Genomic DNA, 21,516 nt, shown 5'->3' with positions numbered 1-21,516 from the left:
CGTTGTTCAGCGTCACCGTTCGCGACCACGTGATGGTCGCCCACAGCTTCCGCGGCGAGGTCTTCGGCCCGGCGCAGCGCCTGCACGGCGCGACGTTCGTCGTGGACGCGACCTTCCGCCGCGCCGAGCTCGACGCCGACAACATCGTCGTCGACATCGGACGCGCCTCCGAGGAGCTCGGCGCCCTGCTCGGGGAGCTCAACTACCGCAACCTCGACGACGAGCCCGACTTCAAGGGCGTCAACACCTCGACGGAGTTCCTGGCCAAGGTCGTCGCCGACCGGCTCGCCGAGCGCATCCACGCCGGTGCCCTGGGCGAGGGAGCGCGCGGAGTGGCCGAGATCGCGGTCACCCTGCACGAGTCGCACGTCGCGTCCGCGGGTTTCGAGCGCCCCTTGTGAGCGGCGCCCCCGTCCACGTCGTCATGCCCGGTGACGTCGACGACCCGGCCGTGCCGAGCGGGGGCAACACCTATGACCGCCGGGTGTGCCAGGGCCTGGCCGTGGACCGGCCCGTGCACGAGATCGCGGTACGGGGCGCCTGGCCGCGCCCCCGGGACGCCGAACGCGAAGAACTCGCCCGGTCGCTCGCCGCGCTGCCCGACGGCTCGCTCGTCATCGCGGACGGGCTGGTCGCCTGCGGCGTCCCCGAGGTCGTCGTCCCGCAGGCACGCCGGCTGCGCCTGGCCGTCCTGGTGCACATGCCCCTGGCCGACGAGGCCGAGCCGGGTGGCGACCTGGACGCGCGCGAACGGCGGACGCTGACGGCCGTCGGCGCGGTCGTGACGACCAGCCGGTGGTCCGCGCGCCGGCTCGTCGCCCATCACGGGCTCGACGCAGGCCGGGTCCACGTCGCCGCGCCGGGTACCGACCCGGCGCCGACGGCACCCGGCACCGACGGCGCGTCGCAGCTGCTCTGCGTCGCCTCGGTGACCCCCCTCAAGTCCCAGGACGTCCTGGTGGAGGCCCTCGCGACCATCACCGACCTGGCCTGGAACTGCGTCTGCGCCGGAGCGCTGAGCCGTGCCCCGGCCTACGTCGCGCGGTTGCGGCGGCGGATCGCCCGGCTCGGCCTCGACGAACGGGTACGGCTGATCGGGCCGCAGACCGGCGAACGGCTGGCGTCGGCGTACGCCGGGGCCGACCTCGTGGTGCTGGCCTCACGTGCCGAGACGTACGGCATGGTCGTGACGGAGGCGCTGGCACGCGGGATACCGGTGATGGCGACCGCCGTGGGCGGTGTGCCGGAGACCGTGGGCGACGCGGGCGGTGACCTGCCCGGTGTCCTGCTGCCTCCCGGAGACCCATCGGCCCTCGCGGAGGCCCTGCGCCGCTGGCTCGGCGAGCCCGGGACGCGCGACCGGTTCAGGGCCGCGGCACGTCGCCGGCGGGAGGAGCTGGACGGGTGGGAGACGACATCGCGGGCGCTGAGCGGCGTGCTGGAACGTCTGCGGCGGGAGCCGGGCGCATGAGCATGGCCGCCGCGCCGTACTGCCCGCCGGAGTGGCTGGCGCTGCGCGAGGGCGCCGACGCCGCGGCCCGTGCGACCGCGCTGGTCGCCCCGCTGCGCGCGTACCTGGGTGACGTCGGGCGGGCGGTCATCCGTGATCTGGGCTGCGGCACCGGGTCGATGGCGCGCTGGCTGGCTCCCCTCCTGCCCGGCCCGCAGCACTGGATCATGCACGACCGCGATCCGGTGCTGCTCGCCCATGCCGCCGCGAGCGTGGTGGACGGCCGTGCCGTCACAGTGGCGACCGAGCGGCGCGACATCACCGGGCTCCGCGGGGACGACCTCGCCGGCACCTCACTCGTGACGGCCTCGGCGCTGCTGGACCTGCTCACGGCCGTCGAGGTGGACCGGCTCGCCGCGGCGTGTGCCGGGATCCCCGCCCTGCTGACCCTGTCCGTCGCCGGGGAGGTCGAGCTCACTCCGGCCGACCCGCTCGACGCCGAGATCCACGCCGCCTTCAACGCGCACCAGCGTCGCGTCACCGGCGGACGCCGCCTGCTCGGCCCGGACGCCCCCGCCGTCGCGGCCGAGGCGTTCGAACGTCATGGCGCGGTGGTTCGCGAACAGGCCAGCCCGTGGCGCCTCGGCGCGGACCGGTCCGCGCTGACGCGAGAATGGCTCTCCGGCTGGGTCGACGCCGCGTGCGCCGAGCGACCGGACCTGGCCGTCCCGGCGGAGGACTACCGGCGCCGGCGCCTTGAGGCGTGTGCCGGGGGTGAGCTGCGCGTCGTCGTCCAGCACCGCGACCTCCTCGCGCTGCCGGCAGCGTGAGCCACGTGCGCTCCCTGACGCGGGCCGTCTGGCCATGGCTGCGGCTTCTCATCGGCGCGGGCATCCTCGCGGTGCTCCTCTGGCGGCTGGGCACCGATGCGTTCCTGAACGGCCTGCGCGTGATCGACGCCCCGGCGGTCCTCGCGGCGCTCGTGATCGGCCTGGTGACCACGGTGGCCGGCGCCGCGCGCTGGTGTCTCGTGCTGCGCCGCCTGGGCGTGGGACTGCCGTTGCGAACGGCCGTCGCCGACTGCTACCGCGCGGTGTTCCTCAACACGGTGCTGCCGGGTGGCGTGCTCGGCGACGTCCACCGCGCGGTCCGGCACGGCCAGAGCTCCGGTGACGTCGCGCGCGGCGTACGCGCGGTGGCGATCGAACGCAGCGGCGGGCAGGTCGTCCTCACGGCGGCCGGGGTCGCGGTGCTGTGGGCCCGGCCGTCCATCGTCGCGGCCGCGGGCCGGCATCTCGTCGCGCCCGTGCCGGTCGCGGTCGCTTGCGCGCTCGTCCTGGCGGTCGTCGCGGTGATCCGCTGGGGGCGGCACACCGCGGTCTGGCGCCGTGTGGCCGCCCCTGTCCTGACCGACGTACGCCGCGGCCTGCTCGCCCGCGACACGTGGCCGGGCGTCATGGCCCTGTCGGTGGCGGGGCTGCTCGGGCACGTCACGCTCTTCCTGATCGCCGCGCGCGTCGCGGGCTCCTCGGCGCCGGTCTCGCAGTTGCTGCCGCTGATCGTGCTCGCGCTCTTCGCGATGGGGCTGCCGGTCAACATCGGCGGATGGGGACCGCGGGAGGGCGTCTCGGCCTGGGCGTTCGCCGCAGCCGGGCTAGGAGCGGCCGAGGGGGTCACCGTCGCCGTGGTGTACGGCGTGCTCGCCTTCGTCACGGGCCTGCCCGGTGCCGGAGTACTCATCTTCGGGAACCTCGCCCGCCCGGAGGTCCAGCTCGAAGAGAAGGTCCTCACCGAGTACGAAGCGCCGCGACGGTGCGCGTAGCGCCTCGCTCATCCTGGCAGGGCCGGGAAAGCGCAGGCCGGGCACGCCGTCACCCACGAGCACCGGCGCGATGGTGACGTACAGCCGCTGCAGGACCTTGGCGTGGAGGAAACGCGAGACGGTGACGCCGCCGCCCTCGATGAGGACCCGGCCGAGGCCACGCTCGGCGAGCACGTCCAGCAGGCGCCCCGGCTCGAAGCCGTTCTCGCCGCCGGGGACCTCGATGACCTCGACGCCGTCGATGGCGTGCTCGGCGGTACGCCGGCCCTCGGCCAGGATCCACAAGGTCGGTGCGGAGCCGTCGGTGAAGAGCCGCCTCCGCCGCAGGACGCGGCCGCGATGGTCCAGCAGCACACGCACCGGGTTGGAGCCCGAGCAGGCGCGTACGGTCAGCCGCGGGTCGTCGGCGATGGCGGTCCCGGCGCCGACGACGACCGCGTCGGCGAGTGCGCGGAGCCGGTGCAGGTGAAGACGGTCCTCCTCGCCCGTGACGTAGACCGCGTCGCCGGTACGGGTCGCGATGAAGCCGTCCATGCTCTGGCCGAGCTGGGCGAACACGTGACGAGGACCGCCCAGGCACAGGGGAACGTAGAGTTCGGCGAGGTGTTCGGCCTCGGGCGAGGCGTCGTGCTCCCACCGCCACGTGCCGTCCTTGCCGCGGACGAGCCCGGCCTGCCCGGCGTCCCGCTCGGTCCGTACGCCGAGCAGCCGCTCCCATGCCTGTGCGGCGCCGAGTACGTGGCCGGTCTCGCCGTCGATTCTCATCTGGCCGCCTCTCGTCGCTGCCCGGAAGCCCGGGTGGACGGGCGTAGTGTATGACTCTCCCCCGTTTGGGGCCTTACAGGCCGTCGAGGCCGGATGCGGCCTTCGGAGGCGCGATGACCGATCTCGAGCGTTTCCAGCACCCGCGGTTCGCGCGAGCGTACGAACGGATCAGCGGTGTCTCCGACGCGCGGGGTACCGCCGGACACCGCGCCCGGCTGCTCGGCGCGGCGAAGGGTCGCGTCATCGAGATCGGCGCGGGCAACGGCCTGAACCTGCGCCACTATCCCCCGGCCGTGACCGAGGTACTGGCCGTCGAGCCCGAGGACCGGCTCCGCGCCATGGCACGGCGTACGGCGGAGAGCGCGCGGGTGCCGGTCACCGTCGTGGCCGGGCACGCCGGCGCCCTGCCGGCCGGGGACCGGACGTTCGACGCCGCCGTCTTCTCCCTGGTGCTCTGCTCGGTCCCGGACCCGGCCGACGCCCTGGCGGAGGCCCGTCGCGTGCTCCGGCCCGGCGGGCGATTGTTCTTCTTCGAGCACGTGCGTTCGGAGCGTCCGGTCCTCGCCCGCCTCGAGGATCTCGTCTCTCCCCTGTGGTCACGCGCCGCGGGCGGCTGTCACCTCAACCGTGACCTGGCCACGGCGATCCGCACCGCCGGCTTCCGGATCACGCAGATCGAGCGGTTCGACCACCGGCCGGTGCGGTTCGGCCCCGCCGCCCACATCCTCGGGACCGCCCAGGCCTGAGGATTCACATGCGGGTGCGGGGATGGTGGCGGCGAGGGCAGGTACGCGCGCGGGCCAGGAGGGTCTGGATCTGGACCACGGCGTGGGCCGGATTTCGCAGGCGGGCGGGGAAGGGCAGGCGTACGTCGCGGCTGCCGCCGGCCCGCTGGAGCCGGAGCACGACGCCGTAGCGGTCGAGCCGCAGCGGGTCCACGCGCGTGACGCCCTGCAGCAGCCGCACGTCGACCAGCTGCGACAGCAGCTCGACCGCGTCACCGTGGGCGCCGGCGAGGTGGGTGAGCATCTCCGCCTCGGTCTCGGCGAGCGGGTCCGGCTCGGCGCGGGTCAGGTCGTCCAGGTCGATGTCGACCATCCGGCCGCCCTGTTCCAGCTCGACGAGCGCGACCTCGAAGCACAGCGCCACGGGCTCCGTACCGAAATGTTCGCCGGCCGATTCGCCGGCCGCGGCGAGCCAGCCGCCCAGGACGACCTTGGCCCGGATCCGGTCCGGGACCGCGACCGGTGCCACGTCGGTGAACTCCACCGTGGCGGCCACGTCGCCACCGGGCGCATGCGCGACCTCGTGGCCGAGGTGACTTCCGGCCGGGGCACGAACCAGCAGGCGGTCCGGTGCCTCGACGGAGTGCAGTCCGACCAGCTCGACCCGGTGTCCCTCGGTCGTCAGGGTCAGCGACTTGGCCGCCGCGAGCACGGAGCGGACCACCTCGGCGGCGGTCGGCTCGGCCGGGAGATCGGCGGGAACCTCGGGGTGCGGATCGATGGCGGACATCCGGCCTCCTTAAGTAAGGTAAGCCTAACCTTAGTCTCTGGAAGGACATTCGTGAACCGGTCCCGCCCGAAAGCCAAACGCTCCCGCGCCCTGGGGATCCCCCTCACGCCGAAGTGCGTGAAGTACTTCGAACGCCGCCCGTACCCACCGGGCGTGCACGGACGCGGGCGCAAGCAGCTGTCGGACTACAAGACGCGCCTGCTGGAGAAGCAGCGGCTGCGCGCGCAGTACGACGTCAGCGAGAGGCAGCTGCGCCGCGCGTTCGACCGCTCGGCGCGTGGCACCGGCAAGACCGGCGAGGCGCTGATCGCCGACCTGGAGACGCGCCTGGACGCACTCGTCCTGCGCGCCGGCTTCGCCCGCACGATCTACCAGGCGCGGCAGTTCGTCTCACATCGGCACATCCTGGTCGACGGTGCCCGCGTCGACATCCCCTCCTACCGGGTACGGCCGGGCTCAGTGATCACCGTCACGGCGCGCAGCCGCACCCGCCCGCCGTTCGTGGAGGCCGCCGCGGGCGCCCACGCACCGGAACGCATCCCCGGCTACCTGCGGGCCGACCACACGACACTGGTCGCGCAGCTCGTGCGCCGCCCCGAGCGCGAGGAGATCCCGGTCACCTGCGACGAGCAGCTCGTCGTGGAGTACTACTCGCGTTAGCCGCGCAGGACGTCCGGCACCGGGACGCCGAGGTACCCGAGCAGGCTCGCCAGCTTGCGGTCCAGCTCGATCCCGACCTCGGTGATCCCGGGGTCGCCGAAGCTGCGGAAATGCGTGCTCGGCTGGTCCACGGCGAACCACACCGTCTCATCGCCGTCCTCGTAGATCGCCGTACGCAGCGGCGCACAGAGCATGACCGCCGGATTGCGGGTGTACATCCGCTGCGCGATCGTGTGGTTGCCCATCAGGTACTCGACGCATCTCCAGCGGTCCCCGGCGAGCCGCATGAGCGCGGTGGCGTCGAAGTCCCAGTAGCGGATGAAGTCGTACGGAGCGTTCTCGTCGGTCATCCGCAGGACGGCGTCCCACTCGGCGCCGGACCGTACGAGCTCGCCCAGCCGTCCGGCGTCGAGCTCGGGCACCGCGCGTTCGTAGCGGCCACGGAAGTCGCCGAACTCCGAGCCGACCGCGACTTCCAGGCGGTTCACCTCGTGGACACTGCTCCGTATCGGCTCAGTCCGCAACGTCATCATCTCTCCAGGTTCGGGTTCGGCGCCGGATCCCCCCGGCACAGATCGTCATACCCGTCTTCATCGATGAGGGCATGGCCTCCCGTCGCGGGCGGTTCATCGTGGTGTCGGGCCGCGTTCGCGCGGCCGAACGCCGCGGCCGACAGGCTGCGCGTGGCAGCCGCCTCGCGCCATCCGCGCCGGTCATCGGCCCGGTAACGCAACCCGACGCTTTCTCCGAGCCTCATGGAGGACTCGATGCTCGCCCGAACCACGATCGCCGCCGGACTCGCCACTGGGGCCCTCGCCCTGGGAACGGGACTCGTGCCCGCCGTCGCATCGCCGCCCGCACGCACCGCGCCCCAGGCCGTGCGGGCGGCGGTCGCCGACCCGCCGGTGCTCACCGCCACCCTCGCCCGCTCCTACGACACCTTCGACGCCAACCAGGCCGTCGCCGTCGACAAGAGGTACTTCTACGTCGTTGACAACCGCAGCATCACCAAGCACGACCGGGCGACCGGCAGGCCGCTGCTCCAGTTCGTCTCCCCGGACGACGGGCCGATCATCCACATGGACAGCGCCGCCGTCGTCGACGGGAAGCTGTACACCGCGCACTCCAACTACGACGACTCCCCGATGGAGAGCTCGATCGAGGTCTACGACACCAAGACGATGCGGCACATCCGCACGTACGGCTTCGGCATCTACCGCGGATCGCTGACCTGGATCGACCGGCACGACGGCGCCTGGTGGGCCGGCTTCGCGAACTACGACGTGGTGCCGGACGGGCAGACCCAGCCGTACGGTCAGACCTACAACACCCAGATCGTCAAAATGGACGACGACTTCCAGGTCGTCGGGTCCTGGACCATTCCCAAGAAGATCCTCGACCGGTTCAAGCCGATGAGCAACTCCGGTGGTTCGTGGGGGCCCGACGGGCGGCTCTGGCTCACCGGGCACGACCTCGGCGAGGCGTACGTCATGAACGTCCCGGCCGCGGGTCCGGACCTCGAATGGGCCGCCACGGTGACGTTGCCGAACGTCGAGGGCCAGGGCATCGCCTGGGACCGCTCGGGAGACCGGCCCACCCTCTGGGCGATCAAACGCTCGACCAAGCAGGCGCTGAGCTTCGACGTCCCCTACCGGTCGATCGAGGACCCGGCGAAGCCGGACTGGCAGGTCCTCGGCCCCGGCCACTTCCAGCAGTAGGACGGCTCTCGGGCCAGGTGATCAAGCCACTGACTTGGGACGGAGCGGCCATCCTCACTTCATAACTTTTATCAAGGCCATTAAGAAGCCTTTTACCAGGGCAGTGGCCCTCTTGACGGGTTGATTTTCCCCGGGTTAAATCACGCCATGAATTAAGCCCCAGACCGCGTGGAGACCAACCCCGGCCCCGCCAGAGCCGACCGGTCTCCACTCCCCCTCAGGAGACGATCCATGAGATCCCTGCCCCACCCCCGCGCCGCCACGGCCCTCTGGGCCCTGGTCCTGGCGCTCACGGTCATGCTGGTCGCGCCACCGCGGCCGGCGCACGCCGCGGACGGCCTGATCTCCCAGGGCAAGGCCGCCACCGCCTCATCCAGCGAGAACGCCGGCACCGCGGCCTCCAACGCGGTGGACGGCGACACCGGCACGCGCTGGTCCAGCACCTTCAGCGACCCGCAGTGGCTCCAGGTCGACCTGGGCTCCTCCGCCACGATCAGCAAGGTGGTGCTCAACTGGGAGGCCGCGTACGCGAGCGCCTACCAGATCCAGGTGTCGGCGAACGGCAGCACCTGGACCACCGTCTACTCCACGACCACGGGCGCCGGCGGCACCGAGACGCTCAACGTCAGCGGCACCGGCCGCTACGTCCGGATGAACGGCACGGCCCGGCACACCGCCTATGGCTACTCGCTGTGGGAGTTCCAGGTGTACGGCTCCGGCGGCTCCACCACACCGCCTCCGGGCGGCGGCGGTGACCTCGGGCCGAACGTCAAGGTCTTCGACCCGTCGATGTCGAGTGGCACCATCCAGAGCCAGCTCGACTCGGTCTTCAGCCAGCAGGAGAGCAACCAGTTCGGCTCCCAGCGGTACGAACTCCTGTTCAAGCCGGGCAGCTACAACGTCAACGCCAACATCGGCTTCTACACCTCGATCGCCGGTCTGGGACGCAACGTCGACGACGTCAACATCAACGGCGCGGTCAACGTCGACGCCGGCTGGTTCGGCGGCAACGCGACGCAGAACTTCTGGCGGTCGGCCGAGAACATGTCGGTCACCCCGTCGGGAGGCCAGGACCGCTGGGCCGTCGCCCAGGCGGCACCGTTCCGCCGCATGCACATCCGCGGCGACCTTCGCCTCGAGCCGAGCGGGTACGGCTGGGCCAGCGGCGGCTACATCGCCGACTCCAAGATCGATGGTTCGGTCCTGCCGTACTCCCAGCAGCAGTGGCTCACCCGTGACAGCCAGATCGGCGGCTGGGGCAACGGCGTCTGGAACATGGTCTTCTCCGGAGTGGACGGCGCACCCGCGCAGAGCTTCCCCAACCCCCCGTACACCGTGCTGAACAACAGCCCGGTGACCAGGGAGAAGCCCTACCTGTACGTCGACTCGTCCAACAACTACAACGTCCTCGTCCCGAACCAGCGGACGAACTCCCGTGGCACCACGTGGTCAGGCGGCTCGACCCCGGGTACGTCGATCCCGCTCAGCCAGTTCTACGTCGCCCACCCGGGTGACAGCGCCGCCACCATCAACGCCGCGCTCAGCTCCGGCCTGAACCTGCTGTTCACTCCGGGCATCTACCACGTCAGCCAGTCGATCAACGTGACGCGCGCCAACACCGTCGTGCTCGGCCTCGGCTACGCGACGATCATTCCGGACGGCGGCGTGACCCCCATGACGGTCGCCGACGTCGACGGCGTCAAGCTCGCCGGGCTGCTCTTCGACGCGGGAACGACGAACTCCCCGGTGCTCCTGCAGGTCGGCCCGAGCGGCTCGGCGGGCACGAGCCACGCGGGCAACCCGACCTCGATCCAGGACGTCTTCTTCCGCATCGGCGGCGCCGGCGCGGGCAAGGCGACCAACAGCCTGGTCGTGAACAGCAGCAACACGATCATCGACCACATCTGGGCCTGGCGCGCCGACCACGGCACCGGGACCGGGTGGACCGTCAACACCGCCGACAACGGCCTGACCGTCAACGGCAACAACGTCACGGCGTACGGCCTGTTCGTCGAGCACTACCAGAAGTACAACGTCGTCTGGAACGGCCAGGGAGGCAAGACGATCTTCTTCCAGAACGAGCTGCCGTACGACCCGCCCAACCAGGCCGCGTACATGAACGGGGGCACCCGCGGCTACGCGGCCTACAAGGTGGCCGACAGCGTCACCAGCCACGAGGCCTGGGGCCTGGGCAGCTACTGCAACTTCGACGTCGATCCCTCGATCGTCGACGAGCACAGCTTCGAGGTCCCGAACAACTCCGGAGTGAAGTTCCACGACCTGCTCACGGTGTCCCTCGGCGGCAAGGGCATCATCAACCACGTCATCAACAGCACCGGAGGCGCCGCGCAGGGCACCGACACGGTTCCGGTGAATGTCGTCAGCTACCCCTGACCGACCCGCCGGCCGGCGTGTAAGCATGGATGAGCATCGCCGGCCGGCCCCACCTACGCCGGTCCGCGCCCGCCATGGCAGGGCGCGGACCGGTCACCCGGCCCGCCGTACGGGGAGCACGACGAGACGGTTGATGATCAGCGAGGGCAACCGCTCCAGCGAGTCCGCGGGGACGGCCAGCGCGAGATCGCCGAAACGCTCCAGCAGGGCACCGAGTGCGATCCGGGCCTCCAGCCGGGCCAGCGGGGCGCCCAGGCAGTGGTGGACGCCGTGCCCGAACGCCAGGTGGCCACCGTCGTCACGGGTCAGGTCGAGCACGTCGGGGTCGGCGAAGCGCGCGGGGTCGCGGTTGACCGCCAGCAGCGCGATCACGATGTTCTCCCCGGCCGGGATCCGCTGCCCGGCCACCTCGATCGGCTCGGCGGTGATGGCCGGGACCGGCGCCTGGGCCGGTGAGTCGAAACGCAGGAGTTCCTCGACGGCGGCGGGCAGCCGGTCCGGCTCCGCCCGGAGCAGGGCCAGCTGGCCGGGATCGGCCAGCAGTGCCTTCACTCCGTTGGCGATCAGGTTGACGGTCGTCTCGTGCCCGGCGAGCAGCAGCAGCTGCACCATCGAGGTCAGCTCGTCCTCGCTGAGGCGGTCCTCCCCGTCGCGGACCTCGACCAGCGCCGACAGCAGGTCGTCGACCGGCTGACGGCGCTTGTCCGCCAGCAGGAGGTGCAGGAAGTCCACGAACTCCCCGGCGGCGCGGGAGTACGCCTCGTACCCGACGAAACGCCCGGCCAGCAGGGGCCCGGCCCAGCCGCGGACGGCCGCGTGCGACTCGCTCGGGACGCCCAGCAGCTCGCAGATCACCGTGATGGGCAGGGGCCCCGCGAACGCGTCGATCAGGTCGGCCTCGCCGTCCGCCTCCAGCGTCTTCGCCATCCCGTCGAGCAGGTCCGCGCAGATCCGCTCGATCCGCGGCGCGAGCCCCTCGACCCTGCGCCGGGTGAACGCGGCCGAGACGAGGCGGCGCAACCGCGTGTGCGCGGGCGGGTCGGTCGTCAGCATGTGGGAGTTCAGCGCGGAGTAGAGCGCCGCGGGCATCTCCTCGCCGTACGGCGAGTTCGACGCGCCCTCCCTGATCACGCGCGGGTCGGTCAGGACGGCTTTCGCCTCCGCGTAGCCGGTCACCACCCACGCGTCCGCGCCCGTTGCCAGCGTCAGGTGGTGCACCGGGCCGCGGGCGGCCAGCTCGGCGAGCGCCCGATGACGGGCACCGTCACGGACGGCCAGAAAAGGATCGTCATCGGTCGTCATGCGGGCGATCTTCCCACGGCGGAGCCTGTCTCGAGATCCCCTCTGCGGGGGACTTCGAGACAGGCCCCAGGAGCGTCAGCGGGCGGCCGTGGCCGACTCGCGACCGCGTCCGCCGCGGGCGAGAAAGTCGGCCAGCGGCAGTGTCGCGGCCCCCACCGTGACCGCGTCCGGCCCGAGAAGGCCCAGCTCAATGGTGGTACGTTCGACGGGATGGCGGAGGGCGTACGCGGCGGCGGACCGGCGTACCGCCGGAAGGAAGTGCCGGCCGAGGAGCAGCCCGGCCCAGCCGCTGAGGATGATCCGCTCGGGGTTGAAGAGGTTGACCAGATCCGCGATTCCCGCACCGAGATACTCGGCGGTCTCATCGAGCAGTGCGACCGCCTTCTCGTCGGCGGCGTCGGCATGGGCCAGGAGCGTGGCGAGCGCCGTCTCCTCGTCCGCGTCGCCCACGTCGCCGCCGATCTCCGCCCAGCGCTCCAGGACCGCCTCGGCGCTGACGTACGCCTCGAGGCAGCCCACCGCCCCGCAGCGGCAGCGCCGGCCGCCGACCTGCAACACGGTGTGGCCCCACTCGCCCGCGCTGCTGTGCGCGCCACCGTACAGGCCCCCGTCGGTGATGATGCACGCGCCGACGCCGGAGCCGATCAGGGCGATGACGGCGTGACGGGCACCGCGTCCGGCCCCGAACCACACCTCGGCCTGGCCGAGGGTCTTGGCCCCGTTGTCGATGAACAGCGGCACCTCCTCGGGCAGCCCGCCGGAGGCCCGCAGCAGGGACTCGAGCGGCACGGCGTCCCACCCGACGGTCTGGCCGTGCACGACGGCGCCGCCGGGCGAGCTGCGGTCGACGATGCCGGGCACACCCACGCCGACCCCGAGGAGCCGGCTCGGCGCGACGTTCGCGTCGTGCAGCACGTCGGCCAGCGCGCCGCGGATGTAGCCCACGATCCGGTCGACGTCGTAGCCGTACCGCGCGAGCGGCCGCTCGGCGCGGGCGAGCTCGGTCAGCGCGAGGTCGAACAGCTCGACGCGCACGCGGGTCTCCCCCACGTCGACGCCGATCAGGTACGCGCTGCGACGGGCGACGCGCAGCAGCGTGCGCGGGCGCCCTCCGTCGGAGTCGACGGAGCCGGCCTCCTCCAGCAGCCCGTCCGCGGTCAGCTCGGCGACCACGTTGCTGATCGAGCCCGAGCTGAGGCCGGTCGCCGGCGCGAGCTCCTGCCGGCTCAGCGGGCCGTCGAAGTAGAGCTTGCGCAGCACGGCCGAGCGGTTGGTACGCCGAAGGTCGCGTACGGTGCGCTTCTCGCGATCACTCATCCCGGAACATCCTCCCCGATCACAATCACGCAACCTACCGGCCCCGCTCTTGACGCGAATCTTCCGTCACGTCTTAACTCATAACCTAAATTAAGCTTCCTGGCTTATGCGCCCCGGAGGGCCCCTGACCATGAGACGGATCACCGCTGCGATCGCAGCCATCACCGCCATCACCACCCTCGCCGGGTGTGGCGGTGGCACCGCCACCGGTAACGGCGGTAACAAGGCTCCCAAAACGCTCACCTACTGGGCGAGCAACCAGGGCAAGAGCCTCGACGACGACAAGCAGAAGCTCACGCCCGAGCTGCAGAAGTTCGAGAAGCAGACCGGGATCCACGTCAAGCTCGAGGTCGTCGGCTGGCCGGACCTGCTGAACCGCGTCCTGACCGCCGCCTCCTCCGGCCAGGGCCCCGACGTGCTCAACATCGGCAACACCTGGTCCGCCTCCCTGCAGGCCACCGGCGCCCTGATGCCCTTCGACGACAAGGCGTTCACCGCGATCGGCGGCAAGGACCGCTTCGTGGCCTCCGCCCTGGGCTCCACCGGCGCCGCGGGCAAGCCTCCGGCGGCCGTGCCGCTCTACTCGCTGGCCTACGGCCTGTACTACAACAAGAAGCTGTTCAAGGACGCCGGCATCGCGGGCCCGCCGGCCACCTGGGCCGACCTGGTCGCCGACGGCAAGAAGCTGTCCACCGGCGGCAAGCACGGCCTGGCCATCGAGGGCGCGAACAACGCCGAGAACATCCACCACGCGTACATCTTCGCCAAGCAGCACAACGGTGACTTCTTCGACGCCGCCGGGAACCCGACCTTCACCTCCCCCGGCGCGGTCGCGGGCGTCAAGCAGTACATCGACTTCATCGCCAGTGACAAGATCACCGCTCCGGGTAACGCGGAGTACGCGCAGAACCAGTCGCTGCAGGACTTCGCCACCGGCAAGGCCGGGATGCTGCTCTGGCAGGCGGCGGGCGTGCAGCTCGCGCAGCGCGGCATGAAGCCCGAGGACTGGGGCGTCGCCCCGGTGCCCGTGCAGTCCGGCACTCCCGGACAGGGCGCCAACGTCGACACGATGGTCGCCGGCATCAACCTGGCCGTCTTCAAGAACACCCAGAACCAGGACGGCGCGCTGAAGTTCGTCAAGTTCATGACGAGCGACGAGGAGCAGAAGATCCTCAACGGCAAGTACGGCTCGATCCCGGCAGTGACCTCGGCCCAGTCGGACCCGCAGTTCTCCAACCCGGAGCAGGCCGTCCTGCGCCAGGGCCTGGCCAAGAGCGCCGTGGCCCTTCCCCAGGTGCCGAAGGAGTCGCAGTTCGAGGACCTGGTGGGCACCGCGCTGAAGGACCTGTTCGCCGACGCCGCCGCCGGCAAGCCGGTCACCACCGAATCCGTCCAGAAGCGCCTCGAGAAGGCCCAGCAGCAGATGACGGGCTGACACCTTAATGGCCGCAACCACCGGCACGACCGCGCCGAGCCAGGGGGAGGACTCCGTCCCCGGCTCGGCGCGGGCGCGCAAGAAGCCCCGGCGCAGCTACTCGGTAGGCCGGAGCGCCGTCCCGTACCTTCTCGTCCTGCCCGCCCTGCTCATGGAGCTGCTGATCCACCTGGTGCCGATGGTCGTCGGCGTCGTGATGAGCTTCAAGGAGCTGACCCAGTTCTACATCCGCAACTGGGGAGCAGCCCCCTGGAAGGGGCTGGGCAACTACCGCGTGGCCGTCGACTTCAACGGCGCGATCGGCCACGCGCTACTGCACTCGTTCCTCATCACCTGCGCGTTCACCGTGCTCGCGGTGGGGTTCTCCTGGCTGCTCGGCACCACCGCGGCGATCCTCATGCAGGACGCCTTCCGTGGCCGCGGCTTCCTGCGCGCGCTGTTCATGACGCCGTACGCGCTGCCGATCTACGCCTCGGTCATCATCTGGGCGTTCATGCTGCAGCACGACAACGGCCTGGTGAACCACGTGCTGCACGACCAGCTGCACCTGAGCGACAAACCGGCCTTCTGGCTGATCGGCAACAACAGCTTCGTGTCGTTGGTCGTCGTCTCGGTCTGGCGCAACTGGCCGTTCGCGCTGCTCGTGATCATGGCCGGCATGCAGAACATCCCCGATGAGCTGTACGAGGCCTCGGCCATCGACGGCGCCGGCATCTGGCAGCAGATCCGCCGGATCACCATGCCGTCCCTGCGCCCGATCAACCAGGTGCTCGTCCTGGTGCTGTTCCTGTGGACGTTCAACGACTTCAACGTGCCGTACGTGCTGTTCGGCCAGTCGGCACCCCCCGCGGGCGACCTGATCTCCATCCACATCTACCAGGCGTCGTTCCTCACCTGGAACTTCGGCTCCGGCTCGGCCATGTCCGTGCTGCTGCTGCTGTTCCTCCTCGTGGTGACCACGGTGTACCTGGCGTTCACCTCACTGAGGGGCCGGAGGACCAGCAATGCCTAGCGGATACCGGTCGCCGACCGCCAAGCCGATGTCGTTCATCTGGACCCGGCGGATCGTGCTCACCCTGATCGCGATCTTCGCGGCCCTGCCGGTGTACGTGATGATCAGTACGTCGCTGAAGCCGCTCCAGGACGTCACCGGGAAGTTCCAGTGGATCCCGGGCCACCTGACGCTGCGCCCGTACGTGGACATCTGGCACACCGTGCCACTGGCCCGCTACTTCGTGAACTCCACGATCGTCTCGGCCGCGGCGACGGGCCTGTCGGTGCTCATCGCGGTCTTCGCCGCGTACGCCGTGAGCCGCTACAAGTTCAAGGGCAAGCGGATCTTCACGATCACCGTCCTGTCCACCCAGATGTTCCCCGGCATCCTGTTCCTGCTGCCGCTGTTCCTGATCTTCGTCAACATCGGCAACGCCACCGGGATCGCCCTGTACGGCTCGCGTGCCGGGCTCATCATCACCTACCTCACCTTCTCCCTGCCGTTCTCCATCTGGATGCTGGCCGGCTACATGGAGTCGATCCCCAAGGGCCTGGACGAGGCCGCGATGGTCGACGGTTGCGGGCCGCTCGGCGCGCTGTTCCGCGTCGTGATCCCGGCCGCGGTCCCCGGCATCGTCGCCGTCGCCGTCTACGCCTTCATGACGGCGTGGAGCGAAGTCCTGTTCGCCTCGGTCATGACCAACGAGACCACCCGAACACTCGCCGTGGGCCTCCGCGGCTACTCCACCCAGTACGACGTCTATTGGAACCAGGTCATGGCCGCATCGCTGGTCGTCAGCGTGCCGGTGGTCGCCGGGTTCCTGCTCCTGCAGCGCTACCTCGTCACCGGCCTCACCGCCGGCGCGGTCAAGTGAGGGCAGCGGTCACCGAACCGGAAGGGCAGCTCGTGTACGACCTCACCTCTCTCCCAGCGGACTTCGCCTGGGGTGTGGCCACCGCCGCATACCAGATCGAAGGCGCCGTAAAGGAGGACGGCCGATCGCCGTCCATCTGGGACACGTTCTCGCACACCCCCGGAAAGATCGACGGGGACGACACCGGCGACGTCGCCTGCGATCACTACCACCGATGGCCCGAGGACATCGCGCTCATGAAAGAGCTCGGCGTCGACTCGTACCGCTTCTCCATCGCCTGGCCGCGGGTCGTCCCCGGCGGTGACGGCCCGGTCAACCCGGACGGCCTCGCCTTCTACGACCGGCTCGTCGACGGCCTCCTCGAGGCCGGCATCACGCCCTACCCGACGCTGTACCACTGGGACCTGCCGCAGGTGCTCCAGGACCGCGGCGGCTGGGCTTCGCGTGAGACGGCCGAGCACTTCGCGGCGTACGCCTCCCATGTCGCCGCGGCGCTGGGCGACCGGGTCACCGAGTGGGCCACCCTCAACGAGCCGCTGTGCTCGGCGTGGATCGGCCACCTCGAAGGGAAGATGGCGCCGGGCCTGACCGACATCGCGGTCGCGGTGCCCGCGTCATACCACCTGCTGCTCGGCCACGGCCTCGCCACGCAGGCCATCCGCGCCAACGCCCCGCACGCGCGGGTCGGCATCGTCAACAACCTGGGCTACGCGGAGCCGGCGTCGGACTCGGAGGCCGACGTCGCCGCCGCACGGCGCGCCGACGGCCACACGATCCGCTGGTGGCTCGACCCGGTCCACGGCCGCGGCTTCCCGGCCGACATGGTCGAGGTCTACGGCGTCGACCTGCCCGAGCGTCCCGGGGACCTGGAGACGATCGCCGCGCCGCTCGACTGGCTGGGGCTCAACTACTACTTCCCCACCACCATCGCCGACGACCCGGCCGGGCCGCCGCCCTTCATCCGCGAGGTGCAGCACCCCGGCGTACGCCGCACCGCGATGGACTGGGAGATCCGCGACGAGGGCCTCGAAACCCTGCTGATGCGGCTCACCGAGGACTACGGCGCGCAGCGGATCCACGTGACCGAGAACGGTTCGGCCTGGCCGGACGTCGTCGGCCCCGACGGGGAGGTGGACGACCCCGAGCGGGTCCGCTACCTGGAGGAGCACCTGGCCGCCTGCGCACGCGCGGTACGCCGGGGCGCACCGCTGGCCGGGTACTTCGCCTGGTCCCTGCTGGACAACTTCGAGTGGGCGTACGGGTACGACAAGCGCTTCGGGCTCGTCTACGTCGACTACGAGACGCAGCAGCGGATCATCAAGGGCAGCGGCCGGCGGTACGGAGACCTCATCCGCGCCCACCGCCGCAACGGTGAGCGCGCCGCCTGACCCCTGTTCGCGTCACGGCCCGGCGGAACCACTCCGCCGGGCCGGTCTGTTCCTCACCGGCCGCGGTAGCGGCTACTTTTGGGCGAATGGATGAGAACCGAGCCCGACGGGTCGTGGACGCACTGCGCGACCGGGGCATCAACGCGCACCTGCTGAGGGCCGGCGTCGGCCAGTTCGGCGTACGCGTGTCGCTGCCCGGCGGCCGCGAGGCCGAGTGGGACACCGACGGCACGGCCGGCCTGGAGGCCCAGGTGATGCGCGACGGGATGCTGGTCGGTTTCGTGCCCAGGATCGAGGGATCGGCGGAGTTCGACGAGGCGCAGGTCGTGGACGCCATCGCGCGGACCGACTACGAGCAGCCGGAGGCACGGCAGCGGCCGGTCGCTCCCCCGCCGGCCAAGCCGCTGCCCCGCGAGGGCGGGCTGTTCCGCCGCTTTCTCGACGGCTTCCGTTACCGCTAGGGCGGGCGCGGCACGTCTCCGTGCGGAAGGGTGCCAATGAAGGACGTCGTGCCGGGACCGGCCGGTCACCGGGACAGGGACAGGTGGAACGCGAAGTACGCAGAGCGCACCCGTCCCTCTTTCGCCGCCCACCGGCTCGCGGTACGCGCGCTGTCCCTGCCGCTGCCGGAGGGACCGGTCCTCGACCTGGCGTGCGGGACGTCGGGCAGCGCGCTGCTGGCCGCCGCACGCGGACACCGCGTGGTCGCGGTGGACCTGTCGGAGGTGGCGCTCGGCCTGCTCGGCGAGGAGGCGGCCCGCCGGGGGCTGGGCGACCTGGTCACGCTCGTCCATGCCGACCTGCGGTCGTGGCGGCCACGGCCGTCCGGCTGTTCGCTCGTGCTGTGCACCGGGTACTGGGACCGGGAGCTGTTCGCCTCGGCCGCGGAGGCGGTGCGGCCCGGTGGCGCGCTGGTCTGGGAGGCACTCACCCTGGAGGCGCGGCGGGAACGGCCGCACCTTCCCGCCGCATGGTGCCTGGGGCCGGATGAGCCGGCGTCCCTGCTCCCGGCCGGCTTCACCGTCGCCGACGCCCTGCCGCCCAGCGCCACCAAGCGGGGGATCCTGGCCCAGCGGACCTGACGACCGCCCGCGCTCGCCGTCGGTGGTGGCCGCCTGACGGGTCGCGCCGGCGCTGGATCTCCGGCCGAAGCCTGCGGAGAGGACGGCCTCCGGCCTGGAGCCGGTCGGCGAGCCCAGTGGGCCCAGCCCGGCATCGCCGCGTCTCGCGCGCCGTCCTGCGGGCGGCAGGGTGGGCCTCAGGCGTGCGGTGGGCGGCCGGCGGGGCCGGTGTTAGGAGCGCTAACCGGCGCCGACAGCAAAGCATGCTGGTCAGCGACCTGCGCGGACTCTAACGTCGAGGGATCCTGTCGCCCCCGCCGGTGTCGCCCGACCTCGCCCCCGGCATGCGAGGAGCCTTCATGACCCCCAGCACCGAAAGCACGGCCCCCCACGACCGGCCCCGTACGGCGCCGGTGTTCGACGTCGGCATCGACGAGCGTGTGCCGGTTCCCGGTGCGATCGGCCTGGGCGTGCAGAACATCCTGGGCATGGCCGGACTCCTGATCTTTCCGGCGCTGATCGGCACGGCGTTCAAGCTGTCCCCCGCCGACGTCGCCTACCTGTACGGGGTCACCTTCATGACCTCCGGCCTGGTGGTGATCCTGCAGTCGGTGTTCCTGCTGCGGCTGCCGATCGTCCAGGGGCCGTACGCGGGCTCGCTCGCCGCGCTGCTGGCGGTCGGCCACGCCAAGGGCGGAAGCCTCGGCTCGGCGTTCGGCTCGATGGTGGTGGCGGGCATGATCTGGTGTGTGCTCGCCCTGCCGCTCAGGCGGTTCGGGCTGATCACGCAGCTGAGCCGGTTCGTCCGCGATCCGATCATCTCGGCCGTCATCGTCTTGATCCTGGCCACCCAGCTGACGAGTACCGCCCTGCCGAACTGGCTCGGAACGCCGCAGAGCCCGGGCTTTCCCAGCGTCAACCTGGTCGCGGGTGGCGTCGGCGCGGTGCTGGTCATCGCCCTGACGGTGCTGCCGCGGGGGCGGCTCCTGCGCCGGCTCGCGGTCCTGGTCGCGGTCGTGGCCGGGACCATCGTGTACGCGATCTTCGAGCCCACCTCGTTCGGCGAGGTCGGGCGGAACGTGGGCGTGGTCGTGCCCAAGTTCTTCCCGTTCGGCTTCGCCGTCCACGGTGACCTGGTGCTGATCTTCTTCATCACGCTGTTCCCGGCGATCGTCGAGAGCATCGCGACGTACGACATCGTGGCCGGCTGGGGCGGGCAGGACCTGTCCGGGTACCGCGTGTCGCAGGGGGTCTTCGGCGAGGTCCTGGGCAGCACGATCGGCGCGATCTTCGGCGGGATGTCGACGCTGGCGTACCCGGACAACATCGGCCTGCTCCGCGCGACCCGGGTGGGCTCGCGGTACGTCACGCTGACGACCGGGATCATCCTGCTCGCCCTCGGCGGCCTCGAACCCTTCGACCGGTTGCTGGAGGCGGTGCCGCTGCCGGTCCTCGCGGCCGTGGGGACGGTCCTGTTCGGAGTGCTGTTCGCGAGCGCGATCGACGTCCTGGGCGGCGTGCGGTGGACGCGCGAGAACCTCATGCTCGGCGGCGTCCCGTTCATCACCGCGATCGGCGGCCTGTTCATCCCCGAGCCGACGCTGCAGGCGATGCCGATGGTGATGCGGCTGATCTTCGTTCAGCCGATGATCCTCGGGACCGTGCTGCTCATCGTCTTGAAGGCGGCCTTCGGCCTGCGGCGGCTGCGGGACCGTGACCTGGAGGACCGGGTCATGGGCCGCGCGGAGCCGGCCGACACGACGGCGTAGTGCTCGTACGGCCGCCCCTAGTGGCAGGGGAAGCCGAGGAAGTGCCGGGCGTCGTGGACGAACTCGTGGATGTACATGTTGTTGCCGAAGACCGAGGTCGCACCCTGGTCGACGCCGATGAAGTAGTACACCCCGAGGCAGAAGGCGACGGTGCCGAAGAGCCAGAGCGCCGCCCGCGCCTTGGGTACGACGACCGGCGTGGAGCGGGTGGTGGGCAGAGTGGACATCGTCATGTGGTGCCTCCTCAGGGATCCTGCGTCCCTCGTACGGGCTTCAGACAGTGGAGGGTCTGACTCACCACCCCGCTACCGGGATGGAACACAGTGGCGCGACCGTGCCGGTTTTTCACCGGCTTCCTCCTAACCATCACGTTCGTCCGGATCGTACGGGCGTACTCGACGGCCGTCAATGCACGCGATGCTGGGACCCATGACGATTCGCCTGGTCATGATCACCCACGCGCCCACCGCGGCGACGCGGGAGTCCCGCTTCCCCTCCGACGACCCCCTCGACGCACGCGGCGCGGAGAGCGCGGCGGGTGCCCGGGGGGCGTTGCGCCGCTTCGACCGGGTGCTGCGGGGCCCGGAACGACGTTGCGGCGAGACGGCCGCGGGGCTTGGCCTGGACGCGCTCGTGGATCCTTCACTGGCCGATCTGGACCTGGGAGCGTGGCGCGGCCGTACGCTTTCTGAGCTGGAGGCGTCCCAGGCGATGGAGCTCGGCACGTGGCTGACCGACCCGGACGCGGCGCCGCACGGAGGCGAGTCGCTGTCCTCGCTGATGGACCGGGTGGCGGGCTGGCTGGGCGGGCTGTCTGCCGAGCGGGCACGGATCGCCGCCATCACCCATCCCGCGGTCGCGCGCGCCGCCGTACTTCAGACGCTCGGCGCCCCGCTGAGCCGCTTCTGGCGCCTCGACTCAGCGCCCCTGACCCAGACCTGGCTGACCCACCACGGCGGCCGCTGGCAGCTCCGCGAGACCGGCCACCCCCTCACCGCGGACGACGACGCCTGAACGCCCGCCCGGCCCCGTACCCCGAAGCCGCCAGGGGC

General features: G+C 71.2%; 22 protein-coding genes and 1 pseudogene. 16 read left to right on the top strand and 7 right to left on the bottom strand.

All coding sequences use genetic code 11. The features are described 5' to 3' along the window. Positions 1-2: 2 nt before the first annotated feature. The 4 genes from FB559_RS22955 to FB559_RS22940 are packed head-to-tail and all read left to right on the top strand — an operon-like array spanning position 3 to position 3,272. On the top strand, positions 3-401 hold the full coding sequence (locus tag FB559_RS22955) for a 6-pyruvoyl trahydropterin synthase family protein (RefSeq protein WP_141961868.1): 399 nt from the start codon (positions 3-5) through the stop codon (positions 399-401). Next, positions 398-1,471 carry a glycosyltransferase family 4 protein gene (locus FB559_RS22950; protein ID WP_246121919.1) on the top strand — a complete coding sequence of 358 codons (1,074 nt, stop codon included), beginning with the start codon at positions 398-400 and terminating at the stop codon, positions 1,469-1,471. Before FB559_RS22955 ends, FB559_RS22950 begins: the two co-directional genes overlap by 4 nt. After that, a complete protein-coding gene (locus FB559_RS22945; protein WP_141957548.1) occupies positions 1,468-2,280 on the top strand; it encodes a class I SAM-dependent methyltransferase in 813 nt (270 codons plus the stop codon). The genes FB559_RS22950 and FB559_RS22945 overlap by 4 nt, the downstream gene beginning before the upstream one ends. A gap of 5 nt (positions 2,281-2,285) precedes the next feature. After that, entirely contained in the window at positions 2,286-3,272 is a 987-nt protein-coding gene (locus FB559_RS22940) for a lysylphosphatidylglycerol synthase transmembrane domain-containing protein (protein WP_221640140.1), read from the top strand. Between the two features lie 102 nt (positions 3,273-3,374). Here FB559_RS22940 and FB559_RS46795 read toward each other — a convergent pair. Continuing rightward, a pseudogene (locus tag FB559_RS46795) lies at positions 3,375-3,806 on the bottom strand (RibD family protein); the annotation flags it as partial. A 344-nt stretch (positions 3,807-4,150) separates the two neighbouring features. On the opposite strand from FB559_RS46795, the gene FB559_RS22930 reads away from it, so the two are divergent. Then, entirely contained in the window at positions 4,151-4,783 is a 633-nt protein-coding gene (locus tag FB559_RS22930) for a class I SAM-dependent methyltransferase (protein ID WP_141957546.1), read from the top strand. A gap of 4 nt (positions 4,784-4,787) precedes the next feature. Here FB559_RS22930 and FB559_RS22925 read toward each other — a convergent pair whose 3' ends face one another. Then, positions 4,788-5,552: a DUF2470 domain-containing protein gene (locus FB559_RS22925; protein ID WP_141957545.1), complete on the bottom strand. Its 765-nt coding sequence runs from the start codon at positions 5,550-5,552 to the stop codon at positions 4,788-4,790. A 51-nt stretch (positions 5,553-5,603) separates the two neighbouring features. Between FB559_RS22925 and rpsD the strand changes: the two genes are divergently transcribed. Then, on the top strand, positions 5,604-6,212 hold the full coding sequence (gene rpsD, locus FB559_RS22920) for a 30S ribosomal protein S4 (protein WP_141957544.1): 609 nt from the start codon (positions 5,604-5,606) through the stop codon (positions 6,210-6,212). Here the strand turns inward: rpsD and FB559_RS22915 are convergent. Together FB559_RS22915 and FB559_RS22910 are read right to left on the bottom strand one after the other, a co-directional pair. Continuing rightward, positions 6,209-6,700 (bottom strand): DUF302 domain-containing protein, encoded by a 492-nt coding sequence (locus FB559_RS22915; protein WP_221640139.1) that lies wholly within the window; start codon positions 6,698-6,700, stop codon positions 6,209-6,211. The genes rpsD and FB559_RS22915 overlap by 4 nt on opposite strands. 41 nt (positions 6,701-6,741) lie before the next feature. Further along, positions 6,742-6,969, bottom strand: coding sequence for a hypothetical protein (locus FB559_RS22910; protein ID WP_141957542.1), 228 nt, complete (start codon positions 6,967-6,969; stop codon positions 6,742-6,744). A gap of 10 nt (positions 6,970-6,979) precedes the next feature. Here FB559_RS22910 and FB559_RS22905 point away from each other — a divergent pair, with 10 nt between their 5' ends. After that, the gene (locus tag FB559_RS22905) at positions 6,980-7,930 is read left to right on the top strand and encodes a hypothetical protein (protein WP_221640138.1); all 951 of its coding nucleotides are present in this window, start codon (positions 6,980-6,982) and stop codon (positions 7,928-7,930) included. Between the two features lie 231 nt (positions 7,931-8,161). Next, complete coding sequence (locus FB559_RS22900) at positions 8,162-10,324, top strand: discoidin domain-containing protein (RefSeq protein WP_141957540.1); 2,163 nt, start codon at positions 8,162-8,164, stop codon at positions 10,322-10,324. A gap of 93 nt (positions 10,325-10,417) precedes the next feature. Here the strand turns inward: FB559_RS22900 and FB559_RS22895 are convergent, their stop codons facing one another. Then, positions 10,418-11,626, bottom strand: coding sequence for a cytochrome P450 family protein (locus FB559_RS22895; RefSeq protein ID WP_141957539.1), 1,209 nt, complete (start codon positions 11,624-11,626; stop codon positions 10,418-10,420). A 75-nt stretch (positions 11,627-11,701) separates the two neighbouring features. Then, positions 11,702-12,943: an ROK family transcriptional regulator gene (locus FB559_RS22890; RefSeq protein WP_141957538.1), complete on the bottom strand. Its 1,242-nt coding sequence runs from the start codon at positions 12,941-12,943 to the stop codon at positions 11,702-11,704. A 130-nt stretch (positions 12,944-13,073) separates the two neighbouring features. On the opposite strand from FB559_RS22890, the gene FB559_RS22885 reads away from it, so the two are divergent. From FB559_RS22885 to FB559_RS22855, 7 genes are all read left to right on the top strand, one after another. After that, positions 13,074-14,378: an ABC transporter substrate-binding protein gene (locus FB559_RS22885; protein ID WP_141957537.1), complete on the top strand. Its 1,305-nt coding sequence runs from the start codon at positions 13,074-13,076 to the stop codon at positions 14,376-14,378. A gap of 7 nt (positions 14,379-14,385) precedes the next feature. Beyond that, a complete protein-coding gene (locus FB559_RS22880) occupies positions 14,386-15,390 on the top strand; it encodes a carbohydrate ABC transporter permease (protein ID WP_141957536.1) in 1,005 nt (334 codons plus the stop codon). After that, a complete protein-coding gene (locus tag FB559_RS22875) occupies positions 15,383-16,246 on the top strand; it encodes a carbohydrate ABC transporter permease (protein ID WP_141957535.1) in 864 nt (287 codons plus the stop codon). The genes FB559_RS22880 and FB559_RS22875 overlap by 8 nt, the downstream gene beginning before the upstream one ends. After that, the gene (locus FB559_RS22870) at positions 16,243-17,634 is read left to right on the top strand and encodes a GH1 family beta-glucosidase (RefSeq protein ID WP_246121917.1); all 1,392 of its coding nucleotides are present in this window, start codon (positions 16,243-16,245) and stop codon (positions 17,632-17,634) included. Before FB559_RS22875 ends, FB559_RS22870 begins: the two co-directional genes overlap by 4 nt. Before the next feature lie 86 nt (positions 17,635-17,720). Beyond that, complete coding sequence (locus FB559_RS22865; protein WP_141957534.1) at positions 17,721-18,095, top strand: hypothetical protein; 375 nt, start codon at positions 17,721-17,723, stop codon at positions 18,093-18,095. Between the two features lie 36 nt (positions 18,096-18,131). Further along, complete coding sequence (locus FB559_RS22860) at positions 18,132-18,716, top strand: class I SAM-dependent methyltransferase (RefSeq protein WP_141957533.1); 585 nt, start codon at positions 18,132-18,134, stop codon at positions 18,714-18,716. A 338-nt stretch (positions 18,717-19,054) separates the two neighbouring features. Next, the gene (locus FB559_RS22855; protein WP_185792354.1) at positions 19,055-20,464 is read left to right on the top strand and encodes a uracil-xanthine permease family protein; all 1,410 of its coding nucleotides are present in this window, start codon (positions 19,055-19,057) and stop codon (positions 20,462-20,464) included. Positions 20,465-20,481: 17 nt separating this feature from the next. Here the strand turns inward: FB559_RS22855 and FB559_RS22850 are convergent, their stop codons facing one another. After that, complete coding sequence (locus tag FB559_RS22850; RefSeq protein WP_221640137.1) at positions 20,482-20,697, bottom strand: CbtB domain-containing protein; 216 nt, start codon at positions 20,695-20,697, stop codon at positions 20,482-20,484. A 196-nt stretch (positions 20,698-20,893) separates the two neighbouring features. Between FB559_RS22850 and FB559_RS22845 the strand changes: the two genes are divergently transcribed. Then, complete coding sequence (locus FB559_RS22845; protein WP_141957531.1) at positions 20,894-21,478, top strand: histidine phosphatase family protein; 585 nt, start codon at positions 20,894-20,896, stop codon at positions 21,476-21,478. Positions 21,479-21,516: the final 38 nt, after the last annotated feature.

It is taken from the genome of Actinoallomurus bryophytorum (assembly GCF_006716425.1).
Taxonomy (GTDB): Bacteria; Actinomycetota; Actinomycetes; order Streptosporangiales; family Streptosporangiaceae; genus Actinoallomurus; species Actinoallomurus bryophytorum.
Note: the sequence above shows the minus strand (reverse complement) of the source record. Positions and strands in the feature narration are given on the sequence as shown.

Coding starts and splice junctions, on each gene's coding strand:
- FB559_RS22910 (WP_141957542.1), bottom strand. CDS start 6,969: ATGAGGCTCGGAGAAAGCGTCGGGTTGCGTTACCGGGCCGATGACCGG.
- FB559_RS22845 (WP_141957531.1), top strand. CDS start 20,894: ATGACGATTCGCCTGGTCATGATCACCCACGCGCCCACCGCGGCGACG.
- FB559_RS22925 (WP_141957545.1), bottom strand. CDS start 5,552: ATGTCCGCCATCGATCCGCACCCCGAGGTTCCCGCCGATCTCCCGGCC.
- FB559_RS22880 (WP_141957536.1), top strand. CDS start 14,386: ATGGCCGCAACCACCGGCACGACCGCGCCGAGCCAGGGGGAGGACTCC.
- FB559_RS22930 (WP_141957546.1), top strand. CDS start 4,151: ATGACCGATCTCGAGCGTTTCCAGCACCCGCGGTTCGCGCGAGCGTAC.
- FB559_RS22865 (WP_141957534.1), top strand. CDS start 17,721: ATGGATGAGAACCGAGCCCGACGGGTCGTGGACGCACTGCGCGACCGG.
- FB559_RS22900 (WP_141957540.1), top strand. CDS start 8,162: ATGAGATCCCTGCCCCACCCCCGCGCCGCCACGGCCCTCTGGGCCCTG.
- FB559_RS22895 (WP_141957539.1), bottom strand. CDS start 11,626: ATGACGACCGATGACGATCCTTTTCTGGCCGTCCGTGACGGTGCCCGT.
- FB559_RS22855 (WP_185792354.1), top strand. CDS start 19,055: ATGACCCCCAGCACCGAAAGCACGGCCCCCCACGACCGGCCCCGTACG.
- FB559_RS22860 (WP_141957533.1), top strand. CDS start 18,132: ATGAAGGACGTCGTGCCGGGACCGGCCGGTCACCGGGACAGGGACAGG.
- FB559_RS22885 (WP_141957537.1), top strand. CDS start 13,074: ATGAGACGGATCACCGCTGCGATCGCAGCCATCACCGCCATCACCACC.
- FB559_RS22875 (WP_141957535.1), top strand. CDS start 15,383: ATGCCTAGCGGATACCGGTCGCCGACCGCCAAGCCGATGTCGTTCATC.
- FB559_RS22850 (WP_221640137.1), bottom strand. CDS start 20,697: ATGACGATGTCCACTCTGCCCACCACCCGCTCCACGCCGGTCGTCGTA.
- FB559_RS22890 (WP_141957538.1), bottom strand. CDS start 12,943: ATGAGTGATCGCGAGAAGCGCACCGTACGCGACCTTCGGCGTACCAAC.
- FB559_RS22945 (WP_141957548.1), top strand. CDS start 1,468: ATGAGCATGGCCGCCGCGCCGTACTGCCCGCCGGAGTGGCTGGCGCTG.
- FB559_RS22905 (WP_221640138.1), top strand. CDS start 6,980: ATGCTCGCCCGAACCACGATCGCCGCCGGACTCGCCACTGGGGCCCTC.